This is a genomic window from Pseudoalteromonas sp. SANK 73390, from assembly GCF_054966645.1.
The window spans coordinates 43,260-57,979 of record NZ_ARPN01000105.1; the positions used below are offsets into that span (position 1 = coordinate 43,260).

General features: G+C 39.6%; 10 protein-coding genes and 1 pseudogene. 2 read left to right on the forward strand and 9 right to left on the reverse strand.

The features are described 5' to 3' along the window. Positions 1–6: 6 nt before the first annotated feature. The 7 genes and pseudogenes from SANK73390_RS12810 to SANK73390_RS12840 form a co-directional block, all read right to left on the reverse strand. Positions 7–534: a MotA/TolQ/ExbB proton channel family protein gene (locus tag SANK73390_RS12810; protein ID WP_462766383.1), complete on the reverse strand. Its 528-nt coding sequence runs from the start codon at positions 532–534 to the stop codon at positions 7–9. A gap of 2 nt (positions 535–536) precedes the next feature. After that, positions 537–1,904, reverse strand: a complete 1,368-nt coding sequence (locus SANK73390_RS12815; RefSeq protein ID WP_261594912.1) for a MotA/TolQ/ExbB proton channel family protein — start codon at positions 1,902–1,904, stop codon at positions 537–539. 10 nt (positions 1,905–1,914) lie between these two features. Next, positions 1,915–2,667 (reverse strand): DUF3450 domain-containing protein, encoded by a 753-nt coding sequence (locus tag SANK73390_RS12820; RefSeq protein WP_462766384.1) that lies wholly within the window; start codon positions 2,665–2,667, stop codon positions 1,915–1,917. Positions 2,668–2,894: 227 nt separating this feature from the next. Next, a complete protein-coding gene (locus SANK73390_RS12825; RefSeq protein WP_462766385.1) occupies positions 2,895–4,784 on the reverse strand; it encodes a methyl-accepting chemotaxis protein in 1,890 nt (629 codons plus the stop codon). A 731-nt stretch (positions 4,785–5,515) separates the two neighbouring features. After that, positions 5,516–6,784 (reverse strand): sugar MFS transporter, encoded by a 1,269-nt coding sequence (locus tag SANK73390_RS12830; RefSeq protein ID WP_462766386.1) that lies wholly within the window; start codon positions 6,782–6,784, stop codon positions 5,516–5,518. 275 nt (positions 6,785–7,059) lie between these two features. After that, positions 7,060–7,257 (reverse strand): annotated as a pseudogene (locus tag SANK73390_RS12835) (hypothetical protein); the annotation flags it as partial. Between the two features lie 83 nt (positions 7,258–7,340). After that, complete coding sequence (locus tag SANK73390_RS12840; protein ID WP_462766387.1) at positions 7,341–8,237, reverse strand: LysR family transcriptional regulator; 897 nt, start codon at positions 8,235–8,237, stop codon at positions 7,341–7,343. Between the two features lie 136 nt (positions 8,238–8,373). Here SANK73390_RS12840 and hutH point away from each other — a divergent pair, with 136 nt between their 5' ends. Together hutH and SANK73390_RS12850 are read left to right on the forward strand one after the other, a co-directional pair. Next, a complete protein-coding gene (gene hutH / locus SANK73390_RS12845) occupies positions 8,374–9,867 on the forward strand; it encodes a histidine ammonia-lyase (RefSeq protein WP_462766388.1) in 1,494 nt (497 codons plus the stop codon). Between the two features lie 12 nt (positions 9,868–9,879). After that, a complete protein-coding gene (locus SANK73390_RS12850) occupies positions 9,880–11,880 on the forward strand; it encodes a urocanate hydratase (RefSeq protein ID WP_462766389.1) in 2,001 nt (666 codons plus the stop codon). Between the two features lie 225 nt (positions 11,881–12,105). On the opposite strand, the gene SANK73390_RS12855 is transcribed toward SANK73390_RS12850, so the two are convergent. Both SANK73390_RS12855 and SANK73390_RS12860 read right to left on the reverse strand, forming a co-directional pair. Then, a complete protein-coding gene (locus SANK73390_RS12855; protein WP_462766390.1) occupies positions 12,106–12,612 on the reverse strand; it encodes a YcgN family cysteine cluster protein in 507 nt (168 codons plus the stop codon). A 65-nt stretch (positions 12,613–12,677) separates the two neighbouring features. Next, a complete protein-coding gene (locus SANK73390_RS12860; protein ID WP_462766391.1) occupies positions 12,678–14,624 on the reverse strand; it encodes a sensor histidine kinase in 1,947 nt (648 codons plus the stop codon). Positions 14,625–14,720 lie beyond the last annotated feature (96 nt).

Genomic DNA, 14,720 nt, shown 5'->3' on the forward strand with positions numbered 1-14,720 from the left:
ATCGACTTAGTGGTCAAGTAACAATTTGTCTTCTAACAACTCAACTTCACGCTTTGCTTTACGTTGCAAGTAAGTTGATGCAAATACGCCTGATAATGCGCCTACCATTCCAGCCATCGTCGGAATAGTCGCCTTTGACACACCCGATGCCATCGAACGTGCGCTACCAGTTCCTGTGATTGCCATAACATCAAACACTTCAATCATGCCTGTTACTGTACCTAGCAGACCAAGTAATGGGCACAAAGCAACCATCACATTAATATAAGGCAAGTTTGCATTTAATCTGATACCTGCTCGTGATATCTGCGCTTGACGAATTTGCTCAGCATTCCAGCTGTTTCGTTCTTCTCTCGCTTTCCAAGCTATTAACAGCTCATTTTTATATGTGCGGTATTTACCAAATACAAACATAAAACGTTCTAAAATAAGCAACCACATGGCGAAGATGATTAGTCCGATGACCAGAAGAACCTGGCCACCCGTATCTAAAAACTCTCGTAGCGCATTGATTGCTTCAATCAATAGGACCACGATTACGCTCCTTTTTCGCTTCGCTCAGCAATGATGCCCGCACTTTGCTCTTGTAAAATCAGCAGTAAGTTACGTGAACGAGTATTAAGTATTGTGTATAAGAACACGGTAGGAATTGCCACCACTAAGCCTAGAACAGTCGTTACAAGTGCTTGAGATATACCACCAGCCATGAGTTTAGGGTCGCCAGTACCAAACAAGGTAATTGCTTGGAAAGTGTTAATCATACCGGTAACTGTACCTAGTAGACCTAATAAAGGTGCAACGACAGAGATAATTTTAATCAGTGTTAAATTACGTGTTATTTTTGGCATTTCTCTTAAAATAGCTTCACTTAATTTAAGCTCTAATGTGTCATAAGCTACGTTAGGATATTGATCTTTAACCTTCATTACTCGGCCAAGCGGATTGTCATCACGTGCTGTGCTGTCTTTAAGCTGGCGATTGATTTTTGTGCCCATAATCATAAGAGAAATAAAACGCTCTAGCGCGATAAGCAAAGCTAATACACCAACGCCTAGAATGACATAACCTACTGCACCACCTTGGTGAACTTGCTCTTCAGTATTAGGTGCTTGAACTAATAAGCCTAAAATTGAACCGCCGGTTGGGTCAAGGGCAAAATCAACCACACCACTATTGGCATTTTGTAAATCTGCAGCTGTTTCAGTAAAGCGAGACACAGGCTGACGCGTAAGCTCTGATAATGTACTTGTAACAGGGTTATAAGTTAAGTATTTACCATCTGAGATTAAGTTAAACGCACCAACTCGAACAACTTCTTTGTTTGCTTTTTGGCCACCAGCAACAATTACTTCGCTATTAAAGCGCGTTACTTTGCCTTGCTCGGTCATTTCACGTTGAAGCTCATACCACACTTTCTCGATGTCTTCGATTGACGCTAGACGAGATGTTGATCCCATCTTTTTCGCCATTTCATCCATAAAGTCACTGCGACCAGGGATTTGCGCAGATACCACTGACGTTTGAAATTTTGTACTTGAGTCACCAGCAACTTGCTGTAATACACCAAATAGCTCTTTAAGTGAGCCCATACGTTTGGACAACGTATCAGTTAAGTTTTGCAGCTTAATTTCATTTTCTTCAAACTGGGTTTCAAAACGCTCAGAACGAGATAGTTCTGCATTACGCTTTTGCGTTAACTCATTTAACTTTGCAACCTGTTGGTCTTGCTTAGCCATAAAATCAGCTTCACGAGTACTGTTTTGCTGATTCTGTGAAGCTTGACCTTGCTCTAATGTTTTTAATAATGAGTCTAAGTCTAACGCTTGCTCAGCCATTGCTGATACAGATAGCGTTAATGTTGCAGCCAAGATGGCTTTTTGACTAAATTGCTTAATAAATTTCATCTTGAACCTCTTACTCTGACGCATGAACTGGTAGCGTTAACATATCTGGGGCTAGTTGCTTACGAGCAATGCGAAGACCCTTATTGATCTGACTGATACTGGTATCATCTAGTGCAACAAACTGCTTGGTATCTTGGTCCCAACTACCCGCTAAAGAACCATCTTTAGTCACGTATAGGAGCTCCATACGACCAATACGTAAAAAGTCCACCTCACGCTCTTGGCCATCAATATCAATTAATGCGGTATATGCTTCAATAGTGCGCCCGTAGTCTACTTCTACTTGATAAGCTTCTAATACACGACGGAACTTTTCACTTGATGTTACATCTGCACGCTCCATCATTGCTTTTAAAGTTGTTAGACGTTCACTACGCTCTTTTGGTAAAAATGGGATATCTAATGACACAAACTGCTCTAAACCCGTGATCATTCTTAGCATTAAAGGTGTGATCTGGCGTTCGATAACTGATACTTGATCCATTGATGCATTGATTGCATTCATTTCATCAAGTTGGTTTTTAATTTGCTTGTCTAATTGCGCGTTATAAACGGCTAAACCATCTATCTCTTTATTGAGCGTTTTAAACTTCTGTAAGCGAGACTGCATTGAGTCTGCTATTGAATCGATTTTTGTTTGAGATTTTTGTGCAGATTCATTAATTGCACTACTTTTGTCGATGACTTTATTTAAGTCAGTGGCTTGGACGCTGGTCGCAGTTGCAAGCAAACCTGCTAACAACAGGGGGTTAACGCACTTCATCGCATACACCTTAAGTTTCGCTAGTAATTAAATTGGGTGCAGTTTAAGGGTGTTTAATGACAAACGTGTTGCGTAAAAAATACAAAAAGATGACAGTTGTAATAAAAGGGACTTTAATTACTTTAAACCCGCTTTATTCGCGGGTTTGCAACAATGTAGTTATTTTGAAAACAAAAAGCCAGCACCTATAACGGGCTGGCTTTTTGGTTATTTATAGAGCAATGAGGTTAAACTTTAAACTTCATGACCATTTTTTCTAACTCATCAAACTGAGCTTGCAGTTGTTTGCATTCACCTAGAGTTGCATTTAAGTTTTCTGACCCTTGAACAGATAAGTCGCTAATATGATGTATATCGCTATCTAATGATTGAATAACGGTGTTTTGTTCTTGCGTTGCGCTTGCAACAGCATGGTTAACGCCATCTATCGAATCAATGGCATTACTTACCTCATGCATTTTCTCACCCGCTTGTGTGGCTTGTGATGCGCTTTTCGCAGAATCTTCAAGTGATGATTTCATTACTGCAACGGCAGATGACGAACCTTGCTGCAATTCAATAATAGTATTTTCAATTTCTTGCGTTGACTCTTGGGTACGTTGAGCAAGCTGTCTTACTTCATCAGCAACAACTGCAAACCCTCTGCCAGCTTCACCTGCACGAGCAGCTTCAATGGCTGCATTGAGCGCTAATAGATTTGTTTGCTCACTGACTCCTTTGATAACCTCAAGCACTTGCCCGATACTTGCTGAGTGCTTATCCAAGCTATCAACTGTTGATTGTGCTTGCACCATTTTATCGCTCAAAGAAGCAATTTCTGCAATATTAGCATTTAAAGCAGCTTGGCTATCTGCACTCAACTTATTAACCTCACTCGCAAGCTCAGACGCATGACCGGCATTATTTGAAATTTCTACGGCACTTGAAGATAACTCATTAATTGCCGTTGCAACATTATCAGTACGCTTAGTCTGATCGCTATACATACTTAAGGTAGACTGAGTTTGAGCGATTAAGCTTTCTACTGAGTGCTCTAGTGAAATTGTTGTATCTCTTACTTGTGCAATTGAGTCGTGAATTTTCTCGATAAACAAATTGAAATAATTTGACAGTTCACCAAACTCATCCTCATTCTCAACATGCAAGCGGCGTGTTAAGTCACCTTCGCCTTGGGCTATATCTTTTATCGCTTCATTGAGCTGTTCGACAGGTTTCATTAAATATGCGAGTAAGAATTTCAACATCAGTATGATCACAATCACACCCAAAAACATATATATCGCAGCCATATTTCTAAAGGAAGACACCGAAGAGTAAGCAATCTCTTTATTGATCACCACACCTAAGTACCAATCAACATTTTTAATTCCTGCCATTTTTACAAATGAGATCAGACGTTCGCTCCCATCTATTTCCTCTTCTATAAACTCACTTTGAAGTGGTAAGTGTTTACCAAATAAATCTGACATGGGTTTATCGTTAAGTTTGGTATTAGGGTGAGACAAAATACGACCTTCTGCATCGAGTAAAAAGCCATAACCGTAACCCAAAAAATCAATTTCATTAATAATATCGGTGATGATAGCCATATCAATATCACCACCAGCAACACCCAAAAACTCACTGCCATTGGTCACTGGCACAACGGCAGAAATAGTCAGCTCATTGGTTGTAACATCAATATACGGATTGGTGAATGCCGTGCCGTTTTTCTCTTTTGCTAGTTGATACCAAGGCCTTGTGGTTGCATCATAATTTGGCGGCAACACAATATTTGGGTCATCTAAAATAAAGTCGCCTTCTCGCATACCAATATAAACATTTTTAAAATCTCCTGCCGCATCAGCGGTCGCTAAACGTCTTAATATTTGCTCGCGTGAATCTGATGAACGATGCCCCAGAGCAACAGAGCCAACAATATCTAGCCTATCATTGAGCCAATTGGCTATATTCTGAGAGACAGATTCGGAAATTTCCTGCAGTACAAGGGTAAGTTGTTGCTGGGTTTGGCTACGCATCACGATAAAATTATTGACGGTAAATAACCCTAAGACCATCACTAACACCAACGATGCTGCAATGGTAACTTTGGTTGTGAACTTAAACGATTTAAACATTATGAGCCTATTATTATAAATTTTACGCTGAAACCCGTTGCCATTGTGTTGCAAACAACGTCTGATCAAATCAGGCTTTATTCATATGTAACAAAATTAAACTGGTTTGTCTTATCGTATCGGTCAGTATCTGAGATTATTTAGCAAAATTAGTTAAATCATATACATTCGCCTTAAAAACAAACGATTTATTGCTGCTAATTCGATAACTAACACAGTATAGGCTGAAAAAACAAAATTGATCCAACCCTGTCTTTATGTAACAACCGTTGTGTATTAAATGCTATGACAAACAACAAAGATGCGCCTTATGGGTATAACTTTCTACAACCTTGCCTAAAACAATTAATGGAACGTTCCATTAAATATGTCATATACATACAATGAATACGTATTCAATACATTTAAAATAATTAGAGTCTGTTGATCTTTGCTGTGTGTTTTTGCAGCAGTCATTCGAATGTTTTGGCAAGGCAGAACCCATGTCGCATAGCTATTCTATGTCAGCTAAGTGATAAAGCAGAAAAAATACCCGAATGGCGCTGCCCAAAGGCTTTCACTACTTTGTCATTGGTAACTGACATAAACTATTATGCGACATGGCTCATTTCGCGTAATGAAGGCCTTTGATTTGAAAAAATTCATACCTCAAAGATCAACAGATCCTAGTAAAAGCAATGAAAAAGGCAAGCAAGTGCTTACCTTTTAATGTTTGTAATTAAAGTGTGATGTTATTTTACTTTAGTTTTCCAAATATTTGTCCACTTAGCGACATGCAGGCCATACCAAGCGATGTAAAGGTAGCACACTAATGGAACAATAAAGCTAATTTGAATATTCAACGAATCAGCAAATACACCTTGCATGAGTGGCACAATTGCCCCGCCAACAATTGCAAGGCAAAGCCAACCAGAGCCTTTACTTGTCAATGAGCCAAGCCCTTCAATTGCAACTGAAAAAATGGTTGGAAACATGATAGAATTAAATAAGCCAATCGCTAATACGGCCCACATAGCAAGATTACCATCAGTAGACATAGTCATGGTCAAAAGTGCAATGATGCACACTGCATTAAATGTTACCGCTCTAGAAGGTGCAACTTTTTGTAATACAACAGAGCCTATAAATCGTCCTATCATTGCACCGCCCCAATAATAACTAATTAACTTAGCTGCTGCGTGCTCTTCAAGTCCTGCGATACTAGGTTGTGCAAAATAGTTCACCAAAAAACTACCAATCGCAACTTCTGCACCCACATAACAAAATATTGCACCTACACCCATAACCAAATGCGGTGCTTCAAATAAACTATGCGACTTGGCTTTACAATCGTCTTCTTGAGAGTGAGATTCAATCGTTGGTAATTTCAAAAATGCGAACACGATAGCTATAGTTAGCAAAGCAGCTGCGAGCATTAAATAGGGTATTTTCACTGACTCTGCACCAGCTTGTGCTGCCATAGCGCCTGCTGAGCCAAAAAACAGTAAACCTCCAACATAAGGGCCTACTGTTGTACCTAACGAGTTTAGTGCCTGAGCCAAGTTCAGCCGACTTGATGCTGTTTTAACTGGGCCCAGTGCTGCTACATAAGGATTCGCAGACACTTGTAACACCGTGATACCAGAGGCCAATACAAATAGTGCGCCTAAAAATAGCCAGTATTCATGTACTACAACAGCTGGATAAAACAACATGCACCCTATCGAGGCAACAACTAAACCAATTAATACGCCATTTTTATAGCCTAGTTTTTTAACCAATGCACCAGCGGGCAAAGAAACAATAAAGTAGGCACTGAAGAAGCAGAACTGGATCATCATTGCTTCAGTGTAATTTAAATCAAATACGCCTTTAAGTCTGGGTATCAATACATCATTCAAGACTGTAATAAAGCCCCAAAGAAAAAATAAGGTGGTCATTGCACTGAGCGGTAACAAGTAGTTTTTGTTTTCGTTATTACCTTGCACAGCAAAACTCTGTTGCGTGTTTATATCACTCACATGTAAAACTCCAATTGTAGGGATATATTGATTTTACACACTGCAGTGATAAAATCACTTTCAACACATAGGAACGTTCCAATCACTGTGTTTTATATACCACCCTTTAATTAAACACTTAATATCATGGAGTTATTGGTTTTTGATGGATTTAAAGCCGTTTAAAAAACGAGATAGTACTAAAGGTTATTTGTTATGCTCTTATCATAACAAATAACCTCTACTTTCATGTAGAGGTTAGACGTTATTCAATCAAATCAATCATGCCATAAATGTCATGGCAGACTTTCGCACGAGTTAAAGTAAGGTGCATCACTGATATTGTAACATGTGTCATAACCAGAACCTCCATATAAACTGTCGCTGGTCCATACACCGTATGTTCTTCCGCCACTTAAAATATCACCCCCTGCATCACCGAATAAAGTCTCTAAACCTTCGCCACCTATCAGTGTGTGATTTCCGTTGCCACCATAAACAGTATCTCAAGCACAATTACCAAAAAAGCACGAGCATTTTGATAGAAAACTGCCGCTCGATAATCAATTCGACTTTTTTAAAAAGCGTGACACTGCTTTATTTGCTCAATAAGCGCATTGGCCAGTGGTGAAGCCACATAATTTTTTGATGTGATCAATACGACTGGTATTTGATAACTATAGTGCTTTGGTAAAATGGCCTTGAATACGCCTTTATCAATCCAATAATTTGCATAATGATCGGGTAAGTAACCAATAAACTGACCAGATAATATTAAATGAGCAATACCTTCATCATGATAAGCGGTTGCACTGTTTTGATAATTTAAGCCATCATTGCGAGCCTCTTTATCTCTCATATAATTGCTGGTCACAACTTCAGCTTGTTTCAATAATTTGTTTACTTGTGTGGGTTTGCAATCAAACAATGGGTGATCCTTACCACAATATAAGTAATTGTTTTCATTGTGTAGGGGGAAATAGTCTAGCCCCCGTATATGATGACGGCTTACACCAAGGCCTACTAACGAGCGCCCATTTACAACAGATGTTTCAACTTCACGTGCCTCACACACATTAATATCAAACTGAATGTTATCGCTTTTTTGCTTTAATGCTGCTATTGCTCGTGCTACGCCACAACGCGGATCACTTACCATTGTATCGATTACCGAGATTGTAACGCGACCTGAAAGTTCATTCTTGGAGCTTGCCACGGTTGTGGCAAAGGCTTCACACTGCTGTAATAATTCTAATGAAGCTTGATAGGTAATACGCCCCGGCTCGGTTATCTCAAAGCCACTGCGACCACGTTTACATAGTTTAATCCCTAAACGCACCTCTAAATCAGATAAGTGAGAACTGATAGTAGAGCGACCAATATTTAAGCGCGCTTCTGCTGCAGATAAGCCACCGCATTCAACAATCGCAACGAATATTCTGAGTAAGCGCAAATCAACGTCATGAACCTGCATTGCATACCTTCTTTAATGTTTGATATTTTCGGAATGAGTTACGATTATTATGCATTTATAAAACATCCACAGCAAGTTAACATCCACTCATTAGTAGTGCATCTGTGCATAACAAGATGATATTCAGGAGAATAATATGACTTTTAGATATGGTGTTGATCGACTAGATCTCGACTTAGTTAATGATATAGCTAATGGCAATATTAAAGCAGAACTATGCCAAATCGCTTTAGATAAAATTAATAAGAGCCGCCAAAATGTAGACAAAATGGCAGCTTCAGACAAAGCAATATATGGTATTAATACAGGCTTCGGTCCACTTTGTGATACACAGATCTCCCCTGAAGAAACACATTTACTGCAAAAAAACTTACTGATCACGCATGCTGTAGGTGTTGGCGAAGCGATTGCTAAACCAATATCCAAGCTGATGCTAATTACCAAAGTACATGCATTAAGTCAGGGTTATTCGGGTATACGTCTTGAAGTAGTCGAGCGCATGTTAACGTTTATTAAGTTAGATCTTATTCCAGTAGTGCCTGAGCAAGGCTCTGTGGGTGCATCTGGTGATTTAGCACCACTATCCCATTTGTTCTTACCATTATTAGGTGAAGGTGAGTTTTGGCAAGGCGATAGTACTGTGCCTGCTGCGCAAGCGCTTAAAGAACATGGATTAAAACCTTTAGAGCTACACGCAAAAGAAGGCCTTGCACTAATCAATGGTACTCAGTTTATTTTATCTCATGCCATCACGGCACTGACAAAAATGCGCTATTTGCTTGATTTAGCTGATTTAGCTGGAGCCATGAGCATTGAAGGTATGCAAGGTAGTCAATCTCCATTTAGGCAAGAGCTTCATCAAATTCGTGCATTTGCAGGCAATATTGAAGTAGCAGCGCGTATGCGGCGCTTTTTTAAAGACTCTCAAAACATGTCTGATCACCAAGAGTGTGACCGTGTGCAAGACCCATATTCATTGAGGTGTATTCCTCAAGTACATGGTGCATCACGTAATGCCTATAATCATCTTAAAGAGTTAGCTGAAATTGAGATGAACTCAGTGACTGATAACCCCATTGTAATAAGCGATGAAGAAGCAATTTCTGGTGGTAGCTTCCATGGCCAACCTTTAGCAATGGTACTAGATTACGCGTCAATTGCCGCAGCTGAATTAGGTAACATATCAGATAGACGTTGTTACCTATTACTTGAAGGGTTACATGGCTTACCACGCCTTTTAACATCCTCTGGTGGTTTAAATTCAGGTATGATGATCCCGCAATACACCACAGCAGCGTTGGTTACTGAAAATAAATCACTGTGCTTTCCACCCTCTGCCGACAGCGTTCCAACATCTATGGGTCAAGAAGATCATGTCTCTATGGGTAGCATCTCAGGTCGTAAGCTCAATCAAATATTAGGCAACTTAGAAAAAATCTTTGCGATTGAGTTAATGTACGCGGCGCAAGCTATCGAGTTTAGACGTCCAAACAAATGCTCTCATTTACTTGAAGAGAACTTTGCTGTGATCAGAGCACAAGTCGCTAAGCTCGAAGAAGATAGACTATTAAAACCAGATATCGACGCTATGATAGAATTAGTTAAATCACAAGCATTTACAGTGAACTAAGGGAGAATCGCGATGACTTTTCAAGAACAAATTAAGCAAGGGATCCCAAGCGTATTACCAGAGCCAAAACTATACCCGGCTGACGCTAACCGTGCCCCTAAACGTAAAAACATTTTATCAGCAGAAGAAAAGCAGTTAGCTATTCGTAATGCACTGCGTTATTTTCCAAAAGAGTGGCACCAAGAGCTGGCAGCTGAATTTGCACAAGAGCTAAAAGATTTTGGCCGTATTTACATGTACCGCTTTAAACCAAATTACACGCTTAAGGCTCGCTCAATCACCGACTACCCTGCCAAATGTGAGCAAGCAGCAGCAATCATGTTAATGGTCGACAACAACTTAGACCCAGCTGTCGCACAGCACCCTGAAGAGCTTATTACTTACGGTGGCAATGGGGCTGTATTCCAAAACTGGGCACAGTACCTACTGGCAATGAAATACCTAAGCGAGATGGAAGAAGACCAAACGCTACATATGTATTCTGGTCACCCTATGGGTTTATTCCCATCGTCAAAAGATGCACCGCGTGTGGTTGTGACTAATGGCATGATGATCCCGAATTACTCGCAACCGGATGACTGGGAAAAATTCAATGCACTGGGTGTAACGCAGTACGGGCAAATGACAGCAGGCTCGTTTATGTACATTGGCCCACAAGGCATTGTACATGGCACCACAATTACAGTGATGAATGCATTTCGTAAAGTGTTAAATAAAGGCGAAAGTCCAAAAGGCAAGATCTTCTTAACTGCTGGTCTTGGCGGTATGAGTGGCGCGCAGCCTAAAGCTGGTAATATTGCGAACTGTATTACTATCTGTGCCGAGGTCAACCCAAAAGCGGCAACCAAACGCCATCAACAAGGATGGGTTGATGAGTTAATAGATAATATGGATGCCTTAATTGCACGTGTTAAAGAAGCAAAAGCTAATAAAGAAGTCGTTTCAATTGCGTACATTGGTAACATTGTTGAGGTTTGGGAAGCTTTATATGAACATGATATTTTTGTACATTTAGGCTCCGACCAAACATCACTGCACAATCCTTGGTCTGGTGGTTATTATCCCGTTGGGATTAGTTATGAAGAATCAAACCGCTTAATTCGCGAAGAGCCAGATGTATTTAAAGTAAAGGTACAAGAAACACTAAAACGCCACGCAAGTGCAGTTAACAAGCACACGGCTAAAGGCACTTACTTCTTTGACTATGGTAATGCATTTTTGCTTGAAGCATCACGTGCAGGTAGTGATGTAATGGCTGACAACGGTATTGACTTTAAATACCCTTCTTATGTGCAAGATATTCTTGGTCCTATGTGTTTTGACTATGGCTTTGGTCCATTTCGCTGGGTATGTGCCTCAGGCAAGCCTGAAGACTTAGATAAAACTGACGCGATTGCCGCAAAGGTGCTCGAAAAGATCATGCTTGAGTCGCCTGAAGAAATTCAGCAACAAATGCAAGATAACATTACTTGGATAAAAGACGCGAAGCAAAACAAATTGGTAGTTGGTTCTCAAGCACGTATTTTATATGCAGATGCACAAGGGCGTATAGAAATCGCGAAAGCCTTCAACGATGCAATTAATCAAGGAGAAATAGGCCCAGTGGTACTTGGTCGTGACCACCATGATGTGAGTGGCACTGACTCACCGTTTCGCGAAACATCAAACATTTATGATGGTAGCCGCTTTACCGCTGACATGGCTATTCACAACGTCATTGGTGATGGCTTTCGTGGTGCTACGTGGGTATCTATCCACAATGGTGGCGGTGTTGGTTGGGGTGAAGTGATCAACGGTGGCTTTGGTATGTTGCTTGACGGCTCCACTGATGCTGAGCGTCGCCTTAAATCAATGCTGTTGTTTGATGTAAACAACGGTATCGCGCGACGAAGTTGGGCGCGTAATGAAGAAGCGAACTTTGCCATTAAACGCGAAATGGCACGTACACCCAAGCTCAAAGTCACATTATCCAATAACGTAGATGACGATATTTTAGATAAGTTATCGTTTTAACACATTCAAGCGGAGCGACTGTAGATCAATCGTTCCGCTTATCAATAACGTTAATAAATACTCAGCTGACAGATAAAAAGCTTAATAGATTGGTTCTAGCTTGATGCTTTCGTAAAGCCTACCAAGAAAGTCAACGATTGAATAAGCTACGTGTTTTAAAACACATTGCGTATTTTACAGGCAAATAGTGGTATTTGATTGAACCTTAACAAATCTACTCATTAATTAATCACAGTCAAAGGTTGGCCACTGAGCCACATAATCTTCAAACTCATTTTCCATATCAACGGTATTACCTTTGGTAACTCGACCTTTTGCACTAATGCCCACAGAATGCATTTTTTCTTTGCTTCCATTGTTAAGTAATGGGTGCCAACTGGCTAAACCTCGCCCTTCATGTAAACGGCGATAACTACAACTTTGTGGCATAAAGAAAATATCTTTGAGGTTTGCTTTGGTTAACTTAACACAAGATGGAACAAGTGATTGACGTTCATTATAGCGAGTACAGCCGCAGGTCTGCTCGTCAATGTACTGACAAACCAAGCTAGTATAGATAAGTGACTCTCCTTCACGCAAGAAGTCAGTACTGGCAAAATTTTCGTCTTCTTCAAGATCACTATCTATAAAGCTATGTAAACAACACTTACCACATCCATCGCAGATGGCTTCCCACTCTTGTTGATTCATTTGTTCTAGGCTTTTAGTTTGCCAAAACTGCGAGTTACTCATATTAGATACTTCATCATTGCTGCCAAGGTGTGAAGTCTACTGAAATATAGGATGATACGCAAAGATCACACTGGTTCGTAGGCAAAGCTTTTGGGTAGCGTAAATTCAATACACACCCCGCCTAACAAACTATTATGAGAGGTGATCTCTCCTTGGTGAGCTTGAATAATCTTCTTACACACTGCAAGACCCATCCCTTTCCCCCCAAGTAAACTACTTCGAGAAGGCTCTTGTCTGAATAATGGCTCAAACAATAACTGATGCGCTTCATAAGTAAGTGGGTTACCAGAGTCTTCAATTCGCACAATTAAATGCTCATCTTTATCAATAAAGCTCAAAATAACTTCTACGTTTGCTCCACCAAATTTCGCTGCATTAATCACAACCTCTTCAACTACTTTAGCAACCGCATTTTTATCAATATTAATGGTTTCAATGCCACTTAGTTGACAATTTAGAGTTAAACGCTGTTTTTGTAAGTTTAATTTTTGCAAACATGAATGATTAACTTCATTAATAAAAGGACCGATAGCAGTTGCACGAATATTTAAGCCAAAATGTAAATCTCTTGAGTCGCTCACTAACATTAAGGTATTTATAAAATCGTTTAGCTCATCAATTTTGTCATGCAATTTACTGTAGGATTCGTGTACGTTTTCAACAATATTATGTTGCAGTGATTCAACTTGAATTTTCATTACCGTTAAAGGTGTGCGTAATTCGTGCGAAAGGTCTGTAAATAAGCGCTGCTCTTGCTTCTTTACTTGTTCAGATTTTTGCTGCGAGTTTCGCTGCTCGTTAAGCACCGATTGATTAAGTACATCTACCTGATTTTGTAAATGATACACAAGCTGGCGTTGCACTGATTTATGCTGAACAGCCATTGCTACAGTAAATAAACATACCTCTATTAAGTAACCAATTTTAATGTATGTAGAAATATCAAAGGCTGCGAATATATTTCCAAAGCTTGCACCTAATATAGTGAGTACATTGACAAAAAGCACATGATTCAACAAGCTGGCCGAAAATATTTTGATGCCTGGAGCTCGCTGCTGCCAACACCAATAGCAAGTGTAAATAAAAATAACAATCATCAATGAACTAGCAAGTAGATTATAGAATACAGATTGTAAGTACAGCGCCAATGGTACAAGCACGATGTAAATCGTCAGACACCCTAAGTAAATGTTATCAAGCTGAGGGTGATGATGCTTGAGCTGCAAAAAGCTTCGCACAAATAGCAAATGAAATATGGGTACTAACACCATTAACATGATTGAAAATGTAGTAGCAAATTCACCCAGCTCAGGCCATAAATATTGGTAAGTAAACCCAGCCATATCAATAACAATAAGTAAAAACATGAATGACCAGGTAGCATAATATACATTAGTCAGATTGCGATTAAAGTACAAATTCACAAGAACAATCAATAAAATAGCGATGACCACACCAGCGATAACTGCATTATTTAATAAGCTTAATTGCACGGTATTGTTAAAGTGCTCGGGCGGATGGATTTGGATTTTGGCTGGGGCATTTGCAAAAGTTTGATATTTTATAAATAAAGTTTTTCGTTCATTGGGCAATATATTAATAGAGACATACATTTGAGGGTAATGCAGTGGCCGCTTAGAAAAAGAGCTTTGCTCGTTGAGCGATATGATATTTTGTGACTCATCTAACCAATACATCTCTAATATGGGTAAACGGGCAAAACCAAATGAGACATACCAATTAGTAATATCTGTGTTGTTAATCAATTCGATTTTTGACCATTTCCAATAAGGCTTTATATGAGGCTTTTGTATCGAGTAAGGCTTAAGTAATTGCGGCAAATCTTGTAATTGGGATAAAGATGTAATTTGTTTATCGTAGTCGTGAAAAAATAAACCAAATTGCTTTAGATCATAGGCGTGTTGTCCGTCAGAAAGTTCCAACGAGCCGGCATGAACAAAAAAACAACTTGTCCAAGAGGTTATTAACAGCAAAAGAGGAAGTAATTTCATTTATCTACATGAGCTACCTAATATGCGCCCACATTAAACAATGAAAATGGAGAAATTGTGGAGAAACAATAAAATTTACTAACGCCCAACCCTCAA

Excerpts from the sequence above, each read along its gene's own strand:
- SANK73390_RS12820 (WP_462766384.1), bottom strand. The coding sequence starts at position 2,667 with ATGAAGTGCGTTAACCCCCTGTTGTTAGCAGGTTTGCTTGCAACTGCG.
- SANK73390_RS12855 (WP_462766390.1), bottom strand. The coding sequence starts at position 12,612 with ATGAGTAACTCGCAGTTTTGGCAAACTAAAAGCCTAGAACAAATGAAT.
- hutH (WP_462766388.1), top strand. The coding sequence starts at position 8,374 with ATGACTTTTAGATATGGTGTTGATCGACTAGATCTCGACTTAGTTAAT.
- SANK73390_RS12860 (WP_462766391.1), bottom strand. The coding sequence starts at position 14,624 with ATGAAATTACTTCCTCTTTTGCTGTTAATAACCTCTTGGACAAGTTGT.
- SANK73390_RS12840 (WP_462766387.1), bottom strand. The coding sequence starts at position 8,237 with ATGCAGGTTCATGACGTTGATTTGCGCTTACTCAGAATATTCGTTGCG.
- SANK73390_RS12850 (WP_462766389.1), top strand. The coding sequence starts at position 9,880 with ATGACTTTTCAAGAACAAATTAAGCAAGGGATCCCAAGCGTATTACCA.
- SANK73390_RS12815 (WP_261594912.1), bottom strand. The coding sequence starts at position 1,904 with ATGAAATTTATTAAGCAATTTAGTCAAAAAGCCATCTTGGCTGCAACA.
- SANK73390_RS12825 (WP_462766385.1), bottom strand. The coding sequence starts at position 4,784 with ATGTTTAAATCGTTTAAGTTCACAACCAAAGTTACCATTGCAGCATCG.